The sequence below is a fragment of the Paeniglutamicibacter psychrophenolicus genome, from assembly GCF_017876575.1.
Lineage (GTDB): Bacteria > Actinomycetota > Actinomycetes > Actinomycetales > Micrococcaceae > Paeniglutamicibacter > Paeniglutamicibacter psychrophenolicus.
The window spans coordinates 531,268-549,187 of record NZ_JAGIOE010000001.1 but is presented as its reverse complement, the minus strand read 5'-3'; the positions used below and the strand labels follow the sequence as shown (position 1 = coordinate 549,187).

The following is a 17,920-nucleotide window of genomic DNA, read 5'->3' as shown; positions in this document are numbered from 1 at the left end:
GCTCGGTGCGCGGGATGGTCCTAGCGGACCTCGCCCATGAGCTTCTTCAGGGCCGGCGCGGAAACCAGCAGGGCGATGCCCAGCACGATCGCGGTGCCGCCCAGGGCCAGGAAGTAGGTGATCTCGTTGCCCTCGGTGTAGAAGCCGGCCAGGATGCCGGCCAGCGTGGTGCCCAGGGACACCGAGAGGAAGAACAGCGCGATCATCTGCGTGCCGAAGGCCGCCGGGGCCAGCTTGGTGGTCACCGACTGGCCGATGGGGCTCAGCAGCAGCTCGGCCAGGGTGCACAGCAGCAGGATCCCGACCAGCGCCAGCAGCGGGGTCTTCTCCAGCGATTCAAGCGGGATGAAAACCAGGAACGCGGTGCCGACGATCATCAGCGCGGCGGAGAACTTCGCCACGGTGCCCGGCTGGCGGGTGCCCAGCTTGGTCCACAGGGTCGCGAAGACGCCGGCCAGCACGATGATGAACACCGGGTTGATCGACTGGACCCAGGAGGCGGGAATTTCCCAGCCGAACAGCGTGCGGTCCAGGCGTTCCTCCGAGTACACGGCGATGAACGTGAACTGCTGCTGGAACAGTGCCCAGAACGCGGCCGAGGCGACGTACAGCGGGATGAAGGCCAGCACGTGCTTGCGCTCCACGGTTGTGACGCGCTTGGAGCGCAGCATCAGGGCGAAGTAGATGATGGAGGCCGCGATGACGGCCAGCGCGATGGCGTTGGCCAGCGTTGCCGGGGTGACGATCTTCAGCGAGAACAGCGCCACGACCACGACGATGAAGGCCACCAGGTACAGCGCGTACTTCTTGCGTGCGCCGGCCGGCAGCGGGTTGGCCACCACGTGGACGGATGCCGGCAGGTCCTTGCGGCCCATCATGTAGACGCCCACGCCCACGGCCATGCCGACCGCGGCGGCGGCGAAGCCGATGTGGAAGCCCCAGCGCTGGTGCAGGAAGCCGGTGAGCAGCGGGCCGAGCAGGCCGCCGATGTTCACGCCCATGTAGAAGATCGAGAATCCGGCATCGCGGCGGGTGTCTTCCTTGGAGTACAGGGAGCCGACCAGGGCCGTGGCGTTGGCCTTGAGCCCGCCGGAGCCCACGGCAACCAGGACCAGGCCGATGGCCAGTCCCAGGGCGCCGGGCAGCGCGGCCAGGGCGATGTGGCCGGCCATGATGATGAACGCCGAGGAGAGCAGGACCTTTTCGGAACCGAGCAGGCGGTCAGCGAGCCAGGCGCCGAGGATGGTGCTCAGGTAGACGGCTCCGCCGTAGGCGCCGACCAGGGAGAGCGCCAGCTCCTTGGACAGTCCGAGTCCGCCCTCGGAAACGGAGAAGTACATGTAGTACGCCAGGATCGCTTGCATCCCGTAGAAGGAGAAGCGTTCCCACATCTCGATGCTGAACAGGTTCGAGAGCGTTTTGGGGTGGCCGAAGAATCCGGTCGAGGACCGGTCCTTCAGCGGGGTGGATATAGACATGCATTCAATTTTTCGCCCGTGACGTGCGCCATGCCTACTTTGTAGACCAATCTCACATTGTGGTCAGTTGGGCTGCCAGTGCCAGCAGCATGGCCTCGGAGCCCGCCCTGCCGATCATTTGCACGCCCATCGACAGCCCCGCGGCGGTGGTGAACGTCGGAACGGTGATGGCCGGAAGCCCCGAGACATTCACCATCGAGGTGTAGGGCGTGTATTGGCATTGGCGCATGTAGTCGGTGTCGGCGTCCTGCGAGGTGTAGAAGCCGATTTCCGGGGGTGCGAACGCCATCGCCGGAGTGAGCACCACGTCGTAGCGGCCCCATTGGGTGCGGAAGTCCGCGGCGATTTCCGTCAACCGGGCGGCGGCCTCCACGCTGGTCTTGTGCTCGCGCGCCGTGGCGCGTTCGCGGAAGGACCGGGCCAGGGTCCCCAGCTTCGCCTCGCTGCCCGGCGGGATCGGCGCCGCAGCCAGCCCGCTGGTCCACACCGTGGCAAAGGTTTCGGGGTAGGCGCGGTCGTAGAAGATTTCCGCCTCCTCGAGGTGGTGGCCCCGGGCGCGCAGGGACTTGAATCCCGCATCCAGTGCCGCATGGGCGTCGGATGAGAGCTTGATCGCATACGCCGAGGCGAAGGGGCTGGCGGTGCTGACCCCGATGCGCAGCCCGCGCAGGGCATCCACTGCCCCTTCGCCCAGCGACTCCAGGTAGGTTTCCTTCTCGGGGTCGACCATCGCGTCCATGAGCAGGGCCGCATCCAGCGCGGTGCGCGCCAGCGGCCCGGAAACCGTGAGCCGCGGAGCCCCGAAGGTGTCGACGATGCCATCGAGGATGTCGCTGGGGATGGTGCCGAGTCCGGGCTTGAGCCCGATCAGCCCGCAGGCCGAGGCCGGGATGCGCACCGAGCCGCCGCCGTCGTTGCCGGGGCCGAAGGGCAGCATGCCGGCGGCCACGGCCGCGGCCTCCCCGCCGCTGGAACCCCCGGCGGAGCGGGTCGGGTCCAACGGGTTGCGGGCCGGCGGAGCCACGTCGTTTTCCGAGTGGCAGCTCAGCCCGAATTCCGGGACCTGGGTCTTGCCCAGTGAAATTGCGCCGGCCCGCGACAAGGTCGCCACCAGCGGGGAATCCTTCTGCGCGAGGGTCGGCTCAAATGCCGCGGTCCCGTAGCCGGTGGGCACCCCGGCCACATCGAGCAGGTCCTTGTAGGCCAGCGGCATGCCGTGGAGCATGCCCGGGGCGTGCCCCGCGGCAAGGTCGGAGTCCGCCTGCGCGGCGGCGTCCATGGCCCGCTCGGCGGTGACGGTGACGAAGGATCCCAGGGCGGGGTTGAGTGCCTCGATGCGTTCCAGGAAGTGTGCGGCGGCATCGCGGGCACCCACTTCCCCGTGGCGCAGCGCATTGCGAAGTTCCAGCGCTGTCAGCTCGGATATCTCGGTCATCATGGACTCCTTTGCAAAGATGTGGCCACCGGTGGCGCCCGCCATGGGGCATTGCCCTGGGAGGAAGCGGGCATGGGCCTGACTTGAGACTAGTACGGGTTGGGCGTTGCGGCCCCGTTGTGCCCGGCCGCCCCCGTTTGCCCCGGTGAAACGTCCCGCTCGGGGGGCGCAACATCCGCTTCACCGAGGCGGTGGCCGAACACCCCCGGGCGCTAGGCTGGATGCCAACAGGGAATCCGGCGAGCCAAAGGAGAGCCATGAGTGATTTTGAAACGGTTTCAGTCGACCAGGTGCCCGCCGGCGCACTGATCCTGGATGTTCGCGAAGAGTACGAATGGTCCGAGGGGCATGTCGCCGGGGCCATTCACATTCCGTTGGGCGACCTTCCGGTCCGCTACGAGGAACTTGACCCGGACGAAGACACCTACATCATTTGCCGCACCGGCGGACGCTCGGCGCAGGCCGCCGCGTGGCTGGTCTCGCAGGGCTACACCGCGTTCAACATCGCGGGCGGGTCCGGGGCCTGGCTGGAAGCCGGGCTGGCACTCAAGAGCGAAAACGGCCAGGAGCCCAACGTCCGATGATCTATACCTACCTGGGTCCCGCGGGGACCTTCACCGAGGCCGCCCTGCTGCAGGTTCCCGACGCGAGGGATTCCAAGCGCATCCCGGCAGCGAACGTGAACGCCGCACTGGAGATGGTCCGCGCCGGGGAGGCCGACGCGGCCATGGTCCCGATCGAGAATTCGGTCGAGGGCGGTGTCACCACCACGCTTGACGCCATCGCCACCGGCGAGGCCCTGCAAATCATGCGCGAGGCCCTGGTGACCATCACCTTCGTGCTGGCCGTGCGCCAGAACATCGATTCCATCGAGCAGATCCGCTCCGTGTCCACCCACGGGCACGCCTGGGCGCAATGCCGCAATTGGGCCGAATCAAACATTCCGCAAGCGGAATTCATCCCGGCGTCCTCGACCGCCGCCGGAGCACTGGGGTTGCTGGACGACGAGACCACCCACGACGCGGCGATCTGCTCGCCGCTGGTCGCCGAGGAACGGGGGCTGAAGATCCTGCGCACCGGCATCGAGGACAACGCCGGAGCCGTCACCCGGTTCGTGCTGGTCACCCGCCCGGGCCCGATCCCGGCACCGACCGGCGTGGACAAGAGCACCGTCATCCTGCCGCTTGCAGAGGACCGCCCGGGCGCCCTGATGGACATCCTGGAACAGTTCGTGGTGCGCGGGGTTAACCTCAGCCGCATCGAGTCGCGTCCCACCGGCGAAGGAATGGGCAAGTACTTCTTCTCCGTGGATGTCGACGGGCATCTGGCCCAGCAACGTGTGGCGGACGCACTGACCGGCCTGCACCGGGTCTGCCCCGACCTGCGCTTCCTGGGTTCCTACCCGGCGGCCCAGGGCCTGTCATCTTCCGTGGATGCGCACAACTCCGACGACGCGTTCTCCAAGGCGCAGCAGTGGGTTTCCGGGCTCAAGTCGCGCCTGGCCAACTAACGCCGGCAGGAGCGTGGCCGGGCACCGCCGCGAGACCGACTCGCCGGCGGTGTCAGGCCAGTCGGATCTTCAGCGACGCGGGCCTCACCGAAACGCTCAAACCGTTCACGAGCCCCGTGCCGTCCCCGTCGATCTGCGTGTTCATGGGTTCGTGGCACCGCAACTTCAAAGAGGCACTCGGGTAGAAGCCCATCACCGGGATGGCGCCGCGGGCCCTGAAGGCCGTCTTGAGGAAGATCCAGCCCCAACCGGCCGCGCTGCGCGGGCTGAGCACCACCACGTCCAACACGCCGTCGTCGATCTTGGCCTCCGGAACCAGGTCCAGGCCCTGTAGCTTCCCGCAGTTGGCGAAGAGCACCGAGCGCACGCTACGGGTCTGTTCGCTTCCGCCGTCCAGCGCGATCGAGATCTTCTTGCGCTTGCCCGGCAGATGCCGGAAGCCGGCCTCCGAGTAGGCCAGCCAGCCGACCTTGGCCTTGAGCTCCTCGTTGGTGTCGTCCATGACGTCGGCATCCGTGCCGATCCCGGCGATCACCAGGAACGCGTGTTCGCTGCTGCTCCCGTCAACGTGGTTCAGGGTGACAGAGCCGGTGTCGATGGTGCGCACCGGGCCGCGGACGGCCCCGAAGGCCGCGGTGCCGATGTCCTCGAGGGGCACCTCGACATTGCGGGCCAGAAGGTTCCCGGTGCCCAGCGGGATCAGCCCGAGGGTTGCCTCGGTGTCGCGCAGGACCTCTGCCACGGCGCGGACCGTTCCGTCCCCGCCCGCGGCGATGACCACGTCGCATCCGGCCTCCAGCGCCCGGCGTGCGGCACCCTGGCCCGGATCCTCCACCGTGGACTCCAGCACCAACGGCGCCGCCAGGCCGGCCTCGGCGCACACGTGCTGAACCGCGGAAATTGCTTCATCGGTGCCTGACTTGGACGGATTCACCACCAGCGCGACCTTGCGCGCCGAGGTGGCGACGCCGACGACGGGCGACAGGGATGCGGGCCGGTTGCGGTCAACGAGCCTGCGCACGGAGAGCCAGCTAATCGTTGCGGCCGTGCCCGCGGCACCGGCGCTGATCAGGGCAAAGAGTCGATTGCGTTGCATAGTCTCCCCAGACTAACGGGCATTGCTAGGCTTAGGGCGTGATCGACGTAAAACTACTCAGTGAAAATCCAGATACCTTCCGCGCTTCGCAGCGCGCCCGCGGGGCGGATGAGTCCCTGATTGATGCGATTTTGGCCGCCGATTCGGCGCGCCGCGAGTCGATTGCATCCTTTGAGGCGCTGCGTGCCCAACAGAATGCCTTCAGCAAGAAGGTCGGAGCGGCCAAGGGCGAGGAAAAGCAGGCCCTGCTCGCCGAGGTCAAGGAGCTCTCGCAGAACGTGAAGGCCGCCCAGGCGGCCTCCGACGAGGCAGCCGCGGCCTACAGCGCGCTGCAGCGCTCCATCCCCAACCTGATCCTGGACGGGGTGCCCTCCGGCGGCGAGGACGACTTCAGCGTCGTCAAGCACGTGGGGACGCCGCGCGATTTCGCCGCCGAGGGCTTCGAACCGCGCGACCACCTCGAGCTGGGCGAATTGCTCGGCGCCATCGACATGGAACGCGGCGCGAAGGTTTCGGGTTCCCGCTTCTACTTCCTCAAGGGCGTCGGCGCCCGTCTGGAAATTGCGCTCATGAACATGGCGTTGGACCTGGCCCTGCAAAAAGACTTCATCCCGATGATCACCCCGACCCTGGTCCGCCCCGAGACCATGCAGGGCACCGGCTTCGACGTCGAGCACGACGACGAGATCTACAAGCTCGAGCGCGACGACCTGTACCTGGTGGGAACCTCCGAGGTGGCCCTGGCCGGCTACCACGCCAACGAAATCCTTGACCTGTCGGCCGGTCCGACCCGCTACGCCGGCTGGTCCTCCTGCTACCGCCGCGAGGCCGGTTCCGCGGGCAAGGACACCCGCGGCATCATCCGCGTGCACCAGTTCAACAAGCTCGAGATGTTCGTCTACTGCTCCGCGGAGGAATCCGAGGCCGAGCACGCCAAGCTCCTGGCCCTGGAAGAGGAAATGCTCGCCAAGGTCGAGCTGCCCTACCGCGTCATCGACACCGCTGCCGGGGACCTGGGCATGAGCGCGGCGCGCAAGTTCGACTGCGAGGCCTGGGTCCCGACCCAGGACGCGTACCGCGAGCTGACCTCCACCTCCAACTGCACCACGTTCCAGGCCCGCCGCCTGAACATCCGCGAACGCGAAACCGGCGTCGACGGCAAGCCGGGCAAGACCCGTTCGGTGTCAACGCTCAACGGGACCCTGGCCACCACGCGCTGGATCGTCGCGATCCTGGAGCACCACCAGAACGCCGACGGCTCGGTCAACGTGCCTGTCGCGCTGCGCCCGTACCTGGGCGGCATGGAAGTGCTTCCGCTCCTGTAGGGCACCGCGCCGTGTGCGCCAGAAGAACCCGAAGGGGGATGCGGCCGATGCCGCATCCCCCTTCGGCGTATGGCGCGCATTCGGGCCCCGGCGACACCGCGGGTTCGGGGGAGGTTCATCCACCGTTCAGGACACATTGTGGGTTGGCTCATGTCGGGAACCGGAATTTGATGCTTCACTGGATGAATGACAGTTATGACAAGAACCGGCATCGAAGACCGGTCAGAAGCAACCGAAACCTACATGATCTGCCTTGACGTCGACGGCACCCTGGTCAACCACGACGGGGAAATGAGCCAGGCGGTCAAGGATGCGGCGCGCGCCATCGTCGCGGCCGGCCACGAGGTCGTTATCTCCACCGGCCGTTCGCTCGGGGCGACCCTGCCGGTCATCCAGATGCTCGGCATCGAGAGCGGCTACGCGGTGTGCTGCAACGGCGGCGTCACCGCCCGCATCGATTTGTCCCTGGAGGACGGCTACGAGGTGATCGAACGCAAGACCTTCGACCCGGCCCCCGCACTGCGAGCACTGGTCAAGGCACTGCCCACCGCCAAGTACGCGCTGGAAGACGATGCGGGGCGATTCCTGTCCACCGAGCGCTTCCAGGATGCCAGCTTCGGCGTTGTCGCCACCCCGGTGACACTCGATGTGATGCTCGCGGCCACCGCGGTGCGCCTGGTGGTCTTCTCCACCGACGCAACGGCCGAGGAATTCGGCGAGGCCGTCGGCACCATGGGCCTGTCCGGTGTCACCTACTCGGTGGGCTGGACCGCCTGGCTGGACATCGCCGCCGAGGGTGTCACCAAGGCCAGCGGCCTTGAGGTGCTGCGCGAGAAGCACGGGTTCGACATCGAGGCAACCATTGCCGTGGGCGATGGCCGCAACGACATCGAGATGCTCGCCTGGGCCGGCCGCGGCGTGGCCATGGGCCAGGCCCCGGACGAGGTCAAGGCCGTGGCCGACGAGATTGCCGCGGGTGTCGACGACGACGGGCTGGCCGCGGTGCTGCAGGACATCCTGGGCGAGGCCGTCCGCGCCTGAACAAGGCCCAACAACGGCTGCACCGACGGATCGTCGCGCGCACGGGGGTCTTCCCCGCCCGCGAGCGGCGATCCGCCGCGTTAACGGCCCCGCAGTTCCCGGGTCCGGCGCACGTCGATGCTCACATGGAACGCCCGGCCCATGTCGCGTTCGCCCGTGGTGCCGTCAAGGAGCCCGGCGAGAAACAGCAAGGGCGCGGTCCAAGCGAGCATGATCCGGTAGAACATGACCCAGATGCCTCGCCAAACACCCGGGGCCGCGCCGCTTTTCAGGCGCACGATCCGGGTTCCCGCCAGCAGGGTGCCGATCGTGTTCCCGGTGAAGCAGAACATGCCGTAGAGCAGCGTGAACGCCGGCACGAAGATGATCGCCGCGGAGGCCCCGCCGGGCGGGGCGCTGGCCAGGGCAAGGCCGAACACCAGCAGCAGGTCCACTGCCCAGGCCAACACGATCCGCCACACCTGTGGCTGCACGCCCCAGCTGCCGTCCCGGAATTGCGACGGGACCAGCTCGAAGCGCGAATCCATGGACACCTTTGGGAGGGTGGATTGCGGCGCTACGTATTTGTGGGCATCGTTCGTGCGCCCATGGGTGGCCTCCAGGCCGGTCCGGTCATCGAGCAGCGCCTCGTGCCGGTGCTTCCTGAGGATGCTGATGTGGAAGCGGCGGCACTGCGGGATGTTCTTGCCGTTGGTGTTCGGGGCCGCCAGCGGCGGGCCGATCGGGCACGCCACCCAGACGACGGTGCGCACGAACATGACCCAGCCCCCGCGCAGCATCCCCGGTGCCGATCCGTCGCGCAGCTTCACGATGCGGGTGCCGCACAACAGGGTCCCGATGGTGTGTCCCGAAAAGCAGATGAAGCCGTAGACCCAAGCGGTTGCTACGGCGACCAGGATGGCGCTTGCGACAGCCTGGGCCGGGGTGCCAAAAACCGAATTCACGACGATGGCGTACTGCACCGCACCCGCTGCCAGGACGATGAGCGCGTCAATGGCCGCGGCGCAGAAGGCGCGCCGGTCGCCGGCCAGGAATGCCCAGTTCCCGGTGGGGAAGCGCCAGGGGACGCTGGTGCGGGCGGAAACTGCGGTGCCGGAAGACATCGATATTTTCTCCAATTGATGCGGTTACCGGACAATCCTACGTGGTTCGCCGGGATGCCCGGCGCGCAGTGCGTGCGCTTGGGATGCCCGCCCGTCACCCGGAACCCAGCGCCGCCGACCGACCCGGGCGATTTGACTGGCTATGCTTAAACCCATGAAACGCGCCGGAATCCTCGCCCTGTCCCTGCTCGGCGCCGCGGCGCTGCTGGCCGGGTGCACCTCCCCGGACGTCATCTGCAACACCGGGGAACCGAGCATCGAGGAAGCCATGGACCACCTGGTGGCCTCGACGCTGGCCGGGGACCAGGTCGAGGTCTGCCGGGTGACCACCACGGGGGGGACCGACACCGTCGGGGAGCAATTCGATCGCCTGGCGGCGCAGCTGAAGGACCTGGGGGTCGCGACCGATTTCACGGTCAAGCCCGTGCCGGATTCGACCATGGGGAATTGGTCCGAACTGACCCTGAGCACGCCCAGCCACCCGGAGGGGGAACGCTTCGACGTGTTCGAGCGCGGCGGGAAGTACACGATCGGGTGGCTCGAGTTCAAGCAGGACCCGCTGCCTTCCCCGTCCGCGACGAAGTAGCGCCGCCTTCCGGCGCCGCCGACCTCAGATGGCGAAGAGCCCGATGACCACGCCCATTACGAGGAATGTCACCAGCTCGTGGAGGCAGTTCAACGCGGTGAGCCCCACGGGCCGGCCCTCGAAGGCGTCGTGGGTGATGAAGCGTGCCGCGGTGAAGCCGCCCCACAGGATCAGGGCGGTCAGCAACGCGTTGGTGAGGTAGGAACCGCCGTAGAAGTCGAAGGACAGGTACGTCGCGCCGGCCAGGACCCAGGCGCTGATGAAGCTGACGACGAGGGTCACCAGGATCGGGACGACGGCGCTCTTGCCGCTGCCGGGAGCCACCTTGGCCACCCGCATCCAATAGTTGCCGAACACCTTCGGGGTGTACCAGATGCTGCCGACCACCATGGTCGAAATCGTGGCCACAATGACTGCGATCCAATTAATTTCCGGAACCATCGTTTGCTCCTCGTGCCATCGTGCGGGGCCGTGTCACCGGTCCCCGGTGTACGGGTCATCAATATCGCCGATACTACGGCCATAACCACTGGTTGACTAGGGGATCGGGGATTCCTGGCGGACTTGGGCCCCGGCCGGGGCGTCGGGGAATTCGCTGCCGCGCAGCAACCGGGCGGCTGCGGGCCGCGCCGCCCATTCCTCGACCCATGCCGAGCGAACCACTGCCTTGGAAACGGCCTGGGCGCTGATGCCCAGTTCGGCGGCGACATGCTTCTGCTGTCCGCGCACCCCCGGGGTGAGCAGGTCGAGCACCGCCCATTCGGCCACGCTGCGGGTGCTGACAATCTGCCCGAGCAGGCGCAGCACCGCCTCGGCCTCGCCGGCGATGGCCGCCTCGGGGCCGACGACGCTCAGCGGTATCCGCTCCCCGGTGTGCTCGGAGCGCTCCACGGCCGTGTGCGCATAGCCCAGCGCGGTGCCCTGGAGGTATTGCGCCTCGCGGGGCACCGGTTCGTACAGGCTGCCCACGCCGAGGCCGACCACCCAGTGGTGGCTGCGCAGCGCCCTCAGCACCGCGTCAACCGCGTCCTCGGCACGCTCGGGGACCCCCACCAGCACGGCAGGGCCGGAGCGCTGGAACGGCGCAAGCGTCGGGACGTGCGAGAGGGTGCGCAGCATTTCATCGCCGAGGTCGCCGTCGGCGCGTCGATCGCGTTGTTTCAGGGTTACGACATACACATTCCCAATTATGCAGCGAAACCCGGCTTTCGTCTGGATGTACGCGGGTTTCCATGCGGCCGCGAGGTGGCCGCCGGCGGTTCCGTTGCTACGGGGCGGCCGTGGGGACTTCCTCGGCGGGAGCATCCGTGCGGAGCTTGATGATGCAGAAGCGCAGGAAGAGCTGGGTGACCGGTCCGATGGCCACGGCGTACAGGACGGTTCCGAAACCGACGATGCCGCCCAGAAGCCAGCCAATGGCCAGCACGATGACCTCGACGCCGGTGCGCGCCACGCGCAGGCTGATACCGGTGCGCGCATGCAGTCCCGTCATCAACCCGTCGCGCGGGCCCGGGCCGAGCTGGCTGCCGATGTACAGCCCGCCGCCGAGTCCGTTCACCAGCAGGGCGCCGATGAACATGGCCAGCTGTGCGGGCAGGCCGTGGGCCTCGGGAATGATCGCCAACCCGATGTCGGCAGCAATGCCAAGCCAGATGACGTTGGCGATGGTGCCCAGGCCGGGCATTTGCCGCAACGGGATCCAGAGCAGCAGCACGATGAACCCGAAGACGATCACCACGGTGCCCAGGCTGAGCCCGGTGTGCAGGGTGACGCCGTAGTGGAGCACGTCCCACGGGGCCAGCCCGAGACCCGAACGGACGAATCCGGCCATCGCCACGCCAAACAACGTGAGACCCACAAAGAGCTGGATGAGGCGCAGCGGAAGCCGTCCGGCCCTCAACTGCGCGAGCGGGGTCAGCTGGGCAAGTTCACGTTGGGCTGGCTTGGTCATGCATCCAGCATGTCGCACAACCTGCGAGTGGGAAAATTTCCCGTCATGATGTGGCCTGCGGCACCGAATCGAGGGCCTTGGGCGGCCTTTCGGGGCCGCGTTTTCCTAGAAGAGGGTGGTTTGGTTTTGCGGCCAGTAGGGGTTGCGGCGGGGGATCTGCTCGGGGTCCAGGTGCCTGGGCAGCAGGACATGGGGGAGCCCGTTGTGGATCAGCAGTTGCAGCAGGCCGTTGTCGGCCATGTGGTGGTGGCAGGTGCATCCGGGGGTCAGCCCGGCGACGCCGGTGCCCCCGCCGGCCGCCCAGCCGTCGATGTGGCATATCTCCAGGTGTTCGGGCGGGACGCTGCAGCCGGGGTAGAAGCAGCCGCCGTCGCGGGCCAGGACGGCGCGCCGGATGGTGTCGTTGGCCAGGCGCATTTCCCGCCCGACGTCGAGGACCTCGCTTTGCCCGCCCAGCACGATCGGGATGGCGCCGTCGGTGGCCAGTCGCCGGCGGATCTCCCCAATGGGGATTTGCAGTCCGTTGGCGCTCCAGCCGTTGCCCTTGGCCAGGCCCAGCAGGGTTTCGAGGCGGCAGTGGATGACCAGTTGGGCGGTGGGCAGCCCGGTGGTGCCCCGGGGCGGGGCGCCCTGCGGTGCCCGCATGAGGTTCAGCAGCAGCTGGAGGTGTCGCTGGGCCGCGGTGAGTCCGTCCGGTCCGGGCTCCGGAGGGGAGCCGGGGTCCGGGTCCGGGAAGGATTCGGCGTTTTCGGGGCGGGTGAACCAATCCGGGCCGTCCGGGGGAGCCATGGCGGTGCCCGGTTCGGGCCCGGGTGCCTGGCTGGTGCTATCCGTGGTGGTGCCGGTGTTCCCCGTGCCGTTTCCGGTTGCTTCCGTGGTCTTGGTGTCGGAGTTCCCGGCCCCGTTCCCGGCGGTGGGGTTCATGCCGGTGGCCGAGGCGGCGAGCCCCTGGCGGTTTCCGGCCAGGGTCCGGGGGTTGTCGGCGGCGGCGAAGTGGGAGAGGAAGACCTCGGCATCGGCGTTGAGCATGCAGGCGGAAAAGTGGGTGTAGTGCCGGGTGCGCTTGGTGACGACGATGCCGGTCCGCTCGCGGATCTCGGCGGGTGACGGGGGCTGCCCGGCGTCGGGGGACTGGTCCAGTTCGTCGCCTATGCCCGCCAGCAGCCGGCCGGTGTCCCTCGGGATGCCGGCGGCCACGGAACCGGCGACCTTCTCCTCGATCCGGGCGGCGAGATCCCCGGGGGAAGGCTGGCGTGCGATGGCGTGGGCAAGCTTGTCGAGCCGGCGGGCCGCGGCCGAAACCGGTCCCAGGCGTGCGGCCCCGGACTCCAGCGCCTCGGCGAGCCTGGGGTAGCGGGGTCCGGCGGGGTTGCCGTGGACATCGGTGCCCGGCAGCAGGGAGTTGGCGGCGTGCAGGCGGTGGAGGGCGAGGGTGCGGGGGATGCGCAGGTCGTGTTCCAGGAAGCCGGCGGTGTCCTTGAATGGCATGATGCCCCTCGGGACGGTGGCGGGGTCCGCGGGCAGTTCCCGGTTCCCGGCGATGAACGCGGTCGGGTCGGCGGCGATGGAGCGCACCTCGTCCAGGGACTCGGGCCCCAGGTCCTGGACGAGGGTGCGTTGGGCGGCGCGGGCGGCGCGAAGCTGGGTGATTTCGCCTCGCTGGTGGGCGCGTTCGACGGTGTGGGCGAGCAGCGCGGCCTGGGTGGGGGAGGTGGTCTCTGCGGCCAGTTCGGCGGCCAGTGCCGCGGCCCGCCATTCCAGGGCTGCAAGCAGGCGCAGCTTATCGACCGGCGACACTGGGTGTCCCGGCTCGCCACCGGTGGTGGTGAGGGCGTCGATGAGCTGGCATGTTTCCATGGCACCAGTGTGCGCCGCGGGGCCGGCGGGGCGCGGATAAATGCCGGGGACCTGTGGATGCCGGGCCCGGCAGCATGTGCGGGAAAGCAAAAAGGTTGGATCCGAAAATCGCGCCGGTGGCGCAACTTTCGGACCCAACCTTTGGGCGATTGCCCCGGAGCGGTTAGGCCTGGGCCTTGAAGCGCTCGATCGAACGCTCGAGCTCGGCCTCGGCCGCTGCGCGGCCCTCCCAGCCCTCTGCCTTGACCCACTTGCCCGGCTCAAGGTCCTTGTAGCGCAGGAAGAAGTGCTCGATTTCCTTGATGAGCCAGCCGTCGAGGTCCTCGAATTCCTGGATGTGGTCGAAGCGCTTGTCGGCCGGGACGCACACGAGCTTGGCATCTCCGCCGCCGTCGTCGGTCATGTTGAACACGGCGATCGGGCGGGACTCCACCACGACGCCCGGGAACAGGTCAACGCCCGGAATGAAGACCAGTGCGTCCAGCGGATCGCCGTCTTCGCCCAGGGTGTCATCGAAGAAACCGTAGTGGGTCGGGTACTGCATGGAGGTGAAGAGAACACGATCCAGGCGCAGGCGGTGGGTCTCGTGGTCGATCTCGTACTTCACGCGCGATCCGGCTGGGATCTCGATGGTGACGTCATGGCTCATGAAAGGTCTCCTCGCTTTCGTGACCAGTGGCACGTCCGGAAGCGGGCGCATCCGATTGCCGTCTAGTCTTAGGTAACTGCGCTTAAGGGTATATGGCGCACGGGGACTACGACGATTTCTAAGGATGCCGGATGAAACAAGCGCTCCAATTCCTGCGCCTGGGTATTGCAGTGTTGGTTGCCGGCCTGGTGCTGGGCCTGGTGGCATTCTTTCTGGTCCCGGTGGCCTTCCCCGGCACCGCTGCGGAGCCGGCCCCGGCACCACAGGAACCCGCCCTGCTGGCCGCCGCCGACCCCACGGCACTGCCGCACCTTGACCCCGCGGCCCCGGCCCCGGAACCGGCGGCCCTGAAATCGGTCTTGGATGCCGCGCTGTCCTCCGGCGGGGACGGCACCACTGTCACCGCGAGCGTCATCGACGTGGCCAGCGGCGAGGAACTGTATTCGCGCTCCGGCGGGCAGCCGGGCATCCCGGCCTCGAGCCTGAAGGTGCTCACGGCCATCGCGGCCACCCAGGACATCGGCGAGAGCCACCGCTTCACCACCAAGACGATGCTCAAGGACCCGAACACCGTGGTGCTGGTCGGCGGGGGAGATGTGTTGCTGGGGGCCGGGGGCGGTTCGGCGTCCGTCAGCGGCCGGGCCGGGCTGGGAACGCTGGCACAACGCACGGCCACCGCGCTGCGCAAGGCCCGTGCCGCGGGCCAGGTGGGGGAGGCGGTGCGCGTCGAGCTGGACGAGTCGCTCTTTGCCGGTGCGGCGCTGAACCCCGACTGGGACGCCTCGCTGGTGACCACGCACAACATCTCCCCGATCTCCCCGATCGCCATGTACGGGGCCCGCGCCACCCGGGATGCGAAGTCGGCACGCGTGGCCGATCCGGGCATGCATGCCGCAACGGTGTTTGCCAAGGAGCTTCGGGCCGCCGTGGCCGCGGCCGGGGGCGGGATGCAGGTTGCCGCCGAGGTGGTGCGCGCCGAGCCCGGAACCCCCGGCACCGAACTGGCTTCCGTGGCCTCGGCGACCGTCGGCGAGCAGGTGCGGTTCATGCTGGAGGTTTCCGACAACTACGTCGCCGAGGTGCTGGGGCGGCTGGTGGCCGTCGCCCAGGAACAGCCCGGGGACCATTCCCACGCGGCCGCTGCCGTGGAGCAAACCATCGCCGGGCTGGGCATCGACACCACCGGCATGCACCTGGTGGACACCTCCGGGCTGGCCGGGGTCACCCGCGTCACCCCGCTGACCCTGGCCCGCGCCCTGGAATACGCTGCCACCTCCGAGCACGCCGCGCTGCGCAACCTCAGCTACCGGCTGCCTGTCGCCGGGGCCACCGGCACCCTGGCCTCGCGGCTGGGTGCACCTGGCACCCGCGGGGTGCTGCGCGCCAAGACCGGATCGCTCATGGAGGTCTCCAGCCTCAGCGGGCTCACCGTGACCCGGGACGGGCGGGTGCTGGCCTTCTCCTTCTTCGTGCACACCAACGACCGGACCATCGCGCCGCACAAGGGCCTGCTCGATGCGGCCGCGGCGGCGCTGACCGGCTGCGGCTGCCGCTGAGCCCTCCAACCCGGCCCGCCGCCGCGCCAGGGATTTTTGCCCAGCGCGCAATCCCCCCGCACGGGCCAAAAGCGTGATGGGATGGAAGGCATGGACACCACCGATTTCCGGCTGATCAATTGGGACCTCGCCGCCACCACCGCGGCCAAGCTGGTTGGCGCCGGCCCGGTCCTCACCCCCGCACAGATTGCCGAGGTTGTCGCGGACCTGCGCGCCAAGGCCGACGAATCGGTCGGGCACGTGCACCGGATCACCGGCCTGGCGGCCGCCGCGGACCTGCGCAATTCGCAGGTGCTCATCGTCGATCGGCCCGGCTGGGCCAAGGCGAACACCCAAAGCTTCGAGGCGATGCTGGCCCCGGCCATGGAGCACCTGGCCAAGACCCGCGGGGAAAAGATTTCCGAGGCCACCCAGGTGCTGTCCGCCACCGCGACCGGCGTGGAAATGGGCGCGATCCTGGCGTTCATGTCCTCCAAGGTCCTGGGCCAGTACGACCCCTTCGCGGGGCTGCTGCGCGATGACCTGCCGGCCGGCGGGCGGCTGATGCTGGTGGCGCCGAACATCGTGGCGATCGAACGGGAACTGAAGGTCGATGTCGACGACTTCCGGCTCTGGGTCACCCTGCACGAGCAGACCCACCGCGTGCAGTTCGCCGCCGCCCCGTGGCTGCGGGCGCACCTGCAGTCCAAGATCGCCGAGCTGCTGGCCTCGCTGCTGGCCGAGCCCGAGGCGCTGGGCGAGCGGCTGCGCGCCGCCGCGTCCGAGGTCATCCGCGGGAAGAAGGCGCTGGAAAAGACGGCCGACCAGGAAGAAACGGCCGACGACTTCGCCTCCGGGGGCGGGTTGCTGGCCGGCCTGCGCACCGGGGAGCAGAAGGCGATCCTCTCGCACATCACCGCGGTGATGTCGCTGCTCGAGGGCCACGCCAACGTCGTGATGGACGCGGTGGATTCCTCCATCGTGCCCAGCGTGCGCACCATCCGCCAGCGCTTCGGATCGCGCGGCAAGGACCGTTCGGCGCTGGAGAAATGGCTGCGCAAGCTGCTGGGGCTCGATGCGAAGATGCGCCAGTACGCCGACGGGCAGCGCTTCGTCACCCGGGCCGTGAAGCTCATGGGCATGGAGGGCTTCAACAAGGTCTGGGAAGGACCGGAAAACCTTCCCACCGAGCACGAGGTGCACCACCCGGAGCAGTGGGTGGCGCGCATGGAAGGCGCCGGCACAGCCGCCGGAACCGAAACACCCCACAACAACTAGGAACAACCCCACCGGGGGAGAGGCAGGTCGATGGGCGGGAAGCTGCCGCGCGTGCTGGCCGAGGCCCGCAACGCGATCCGTGCCATGGTGCCCCGGGGCGCAAGCGTGCTGGTGGCCTGCAGCGGCGGTGCCGATTCGCTGGCGCTGGCCGCGGCGGCCGCGTTCCTGCACCGCAAGGGCGAGATCCGCGCCGGGGCCCTCATCGTGGACCACGGCATGCAGGAAGGCAGCAACCGGGTGGCGCAGCGGGCCGCGGAGCAGTGCCGCACCCTGGGCCTGGACCCGGTGCTGGTGCTCGAGGTCCAGGTGGCCGGCGGCAGCGAGCAAGCGGCCCGTTCCGCCCGCTACGAGGCCTTTGAACAAGGCCTGCGGCAGACCGGATCCGACCATGTGCTGCTCGGCCATACCCTCGACGACCAGGCCGAACAGGTGCTGCTCGGGTTGGGGAGGGGATCCGGCACGCTCTCGCTGGCCGGGATGCCGGCGGCCCGCGGACCCTACCTGCGCCCGCTGCTGTCCCTGTCCCGGACGGAAATCGAGGAGATCTGCCGTCACGAGTCGCTCGCCTACTGGGAAGACCCGACCAACACCGATCCCCGCTACCTGCGCAACCGGGTGCGGCACGAGCTGATGCCGGTGCTGCGGGCCGTGCTGGGCGACTCCGTTCCCGCCGCGTTGGCGCGGACCGCGGCGCTGGCGCGCGCCGATGCGCAGTACCTCGACGGGCTGGCGGAAACCGCGCTGGAGGATGCCGTGCTGCCGGTCGCCGCGGACCGGCCCGCAATGGCGCTCACGCTCGGCCTCGAGCGACTGCGCGCGATGCCCGGCCCCCTGCGCTCGCGCGTGCTGCGCCTGGCCGTGGCACGCCTTGGCGCACCTGTGCCCGACTTCGAACGCCTCAACGCCCTTGATGCCCTGGTGTGCGGGTCGGTCTCCGCCGGCCCCGTCCAGCTCGAGGGCCCGGTGTACGCCACCCGCGTCGCCGGGGCCCGGCTGCCCGCCGGCGCCCGGGCGCACCTGCGGCTGGATGCCACGGCCCTGCCGCACCCCGGATCGTGAGAATTGCCTCACATTCG

The 17,920-nt window shown here is 68.6% G+C and carries 17 protein-coding genes; 8 read left to right on the top strand and 9 right to left on the bottom strand.

From position 1 onward, the window contains the following. Positions 1-20 precede the first annotated feature (20 nt). Together JOF46_RS02330 and JOF46_RS02325 are read right to left on the bottom strand one after the other, a co-directional pair. A complete protein-coding gene (locus JOF46_RS02330) occupies positions 21-1,478 on the bottom strand; it encodes a peptide MFS transporter (RefSeq protein ID WP_209905847.1) in 1,458 nt (485 codons plus the stop codon). Positions 1,479-1,530: 52 nt separating this feature from the next. Next, positions 1,531-2,913: an amidase gene (locus JOF46_RS02325; RefSeq protein ID WP_209905846.1), complete on the bottom strand. Its 1,383-nt coding sequence runs from the start codon at positions 2,911-2,913 to the stop codon at positions 1,531-1,533. Positions 2,914-3,170: 257 nt separating this feature from the next. On the opposite strand from JOF46_RS02325, the gene JOF46_RS02320 reads away from it, so the two are divergent. Together JOF46_RS02320 and pheA are read left to right on the top strand one after the other, a co-directional pair. Continuing rightward, the gene (locus JOF46_RS02320) at positions 3,171-3,497 is read left to right on the top strand and encodes a rhodanese-like domain-containing protein (RefSeq protein WP_209905845.1); all 327 of its coding nucleotides are present in this window, start codon (positions 3,171-3,173) and stop codon (positions 3,495-3,497) included. Next, positions 3,494-4,423 carry a prephenate dehydratase gene (gene pheA, locus JOF46_RS02315; RefSeq protein ID WP_209905844.1) on the top strand — a complete coding sequence of 310 codons (930 nt, stop codon included), beginning with the start codon at positions 3,494-3,496 and terminating at the stop codon, positions 4,421-4,423. The genes JOF46_RS02320 and pheA overlap by 4 nt, the downstream gene beginning before the upstream one ends. Positions 4,424-4,475: 52 nt before the next feature. Here pheA and JOF46_RS02310 read toward each other — a convergent pair whose 3' ends face one another. Further along, on the bottom strand, positions 4,476-5,519 hold the full coding sequence (locus tag JOF46_RS02310) for a diacylglycerol/lipid kinase family protein (RefSeq protein WP_209905843.1): 1,044 nt from the start codon (positions 5,517-5,519) through the stop codon (positions 4,476-4,478). Between the two features lie 38 nt (positions 5,520-5,557). Here JOF46_RS02310 and serS point away from each other — a divergent pair, with 38 nt between their 5' ends. Next, complete coding sequence (serS, locus tag JOF46_RS02305; protein WP_209905842.1) at positions 5,558-6,844, top strand: serine--tRNA ligase; 1,287 nt, start codon at positions 5,558-5,560, stop codon at positions 6,842-6,844. Positions 6,845-7,030: 186 nt separating this feature from the next. After that, complete coding sequence (locus tag JOF46_RS02300) at positions 7,031-7,885, top strand: HAD family hydrolase (protein ID WP_209905841.1); 855 nt, start codon at positions 7,031-7,033, stop codon at positions 7,883-7,885. 80 nt (positions 7,886-7,965) lie between these two features. Here the strand turns inward: JOF46_RS02300 and JOF46_RS02295 are convergent, their stop codons facing one another. Further along, entirely contained in the window at positions 7,966-8,988 is a 1,023-nt protein-coding gene (locus JOF46_RS02295; RefSeq protein WP_209905840.1) for an RDD family protein, read from the bottom strand. A gap of 154 nt (positions 8,989-9,142) precedes the next feature. Here JOF46_RS02295 and JOF46_RS02290 point away from each other — a divergent pair, with 154 nt between their 5' ends. Beyond that, entirely contained in the window at positions 9,143-9,574 is a 432-nt protein-coding gene (locus JOF46_RS02290) for a hypothetical protein (protein WP_209905839.1), read from the top strand. A 24-nt stretch (positions 9,575-9,598) separates the two neighbouring features. Here the strand turns inward: JOF46_RS02290 and JOF46_RS02285 are convergent, their stop codons facing one another. From JOF46_RS02285 to JOF46_RS02265, 5 genes are all read right to left on the bottom strand, one after another. Next, on the bottom strand, positions 9,599-10,015 hold the full coding sequence (locus JOF46_RS02285; protein WP_209905838.1) for a DUF1761 domain-containing protein: 417 nt from the start codon (positions 10,013-10,015) through the stop codon (positions 9,599-9,601). 96 nt (positions 10,016-10,111) lie between these two features. Continuing rightward, entirely contained in the window at positions 10,112-10,753 is a 642-nt protein-coding gene (locus JOF46_RS02280; protein WP_209905837.1) for a hypothetical protein, read from the bottom strand. 88 nt (positions 10,754-10,841) lie between these two features. Further along, positions 10,842-11,525 (bottom strand): membrane protein YczE, encoded by a 684-nt coding sequence (yczE, locus tag JOF46_RS02275; protein ID WP_209905836.1) that lies wholly within the window; start codon positions 11,523-11,525, stop codon positions 10,842-10,844. A gap of 105 nt (positions 11,526-11,630) precedes the next feature. Continuing rightward, on the bottom strand, positions 11,631-13,382 hold the full coding sequence (locus tag JOF46_RS02270) for an HNH endonuclease signature motif containing protein (RefSeq protein WP_209905835.1): 1,752 nt from the start codon (positions 13,380-13,382) through the stop codon (positions 11,631-11,633). A 163-nt stretch (positions 13,383-13,545) separates the two neighbouring features. Further along, the gene (locus JOF46_RS02265) at positions 13,546-14,031 is read right to left on the bottom strand and encodes an inorganic diphosphatase (RefSeq protein WP_071216265.1); all 486 of its coding nucleotides are present in this window, start codon (positions 14,029-14,031) and stop codon (positions 13,546-13,548) included. Between the two features lie 131 nt (positions 14,032-14,162). Between JOF46_RS02265 and dacB the strand changes: the two genes are divergently transcribed. The 3 genes from dacB to tilS all read left to right on the top strand — a co-directional run bounded on the left by dacB (position 14,163) and on the right by tilS (position 17,903). Further along, positions 14,163-15,587: a D-alanyl-D-alanine carboxypeptidase/D-alanyl-D-alanine endopeptidase gene (gene dacB / locus JOF46_RS02260; protein WP_209905834.1), complete on the top strand. Its 1,425-nt coding sequence runs from the start codon at positions 14,163-14,165 to the stop codon at positions 15,585-15,587. A gap of 90 nt (positions 15,588-15,677) precedes the next feature. After that, positions 15,678-16,844, top strand: a complete 1,167-nt coding sequence (locus tag JOF46_RS02255; protein WP_209905833.1) for a zinc-dependent metalloprotease — start codon at positions 15,678-15,680, stop codon at positions 16,842-16,844. Between the two features lie 30 nt (positions 16,845-16,874). Beyond that, a complete protein-coding gene (tilS, locus tag JOF46_RS02250; protein WP_209905832.1) occupies positions 16,875-17,903 on the top strand; it encodes a tRNA lysidine(34) synthetase TilS in 1,029 nt (342 codons plus the stop codon). Positions 17,904-17,920 lie beyond the last annotated feature (17 nt).